Origin of the sequence: Rhizobium sp. RAF56, from assembly GCF_052113965.1 — a bacterium.
Lineage (GTDB): Bacteria > Pseudomonadota > Alphaproteobacteria > Rhizobiales > Rhizobiaceae > Rhizobium.
Window position 1 is genome coordinate 1 of sequence record NZ_JBFRDU010000153.1, and the last position, 377, is coordinate 377.

General features: G+C 56.8%; 1 protein-coding gene. It reads left to right on the forward strand.

Annotated elements, in window-relative coordinates; translation table 11 throughout:
- Positions 1–375, forward strand: a 375-nt coding sequence (locus AB4048_RS29025) for a hypothetical protein (RefSeq protein ID WP_442205379.1), incomplete at its 5' end; no start/stop codon positions are given.
- Positions 376–377: the final 2 nt, after the last annotated feature.

The window sequence follows — 377 nt, forward strand, 5'->3', positions numbered from 1 at the left end:
CCTGTCGGGAACTTACGAAACAGTAAGGTTGCGGCAAGGCTGTTGTATGTCCGCACCTCTAGTGTGCGCGGCGCTGGCAGTCGGCCAGACAAATTGAACGAAGAGGATTTCACCATGAAAGCAATCGTTGCCGTTGCTGTTTTGAACGCCGCGCTCGCTATTGCCGCAATTTCAGGCCCTGCGGCCGCGGCGGCAGTTCCCTGCGAGGACATGCTAAAACAGATGCGAGACGCGAAGAAATCAACGCAAATCGCCGACGCGGACATGAAGAAAGTGAACGACCTCGAAACCAGGGCCGTCGAACGCTGCAACGCCGACGACGACGCTCGCTCGGACAAATTCCTCGCCGAAGCCATGAAGATCATGGGAAAGTAGCC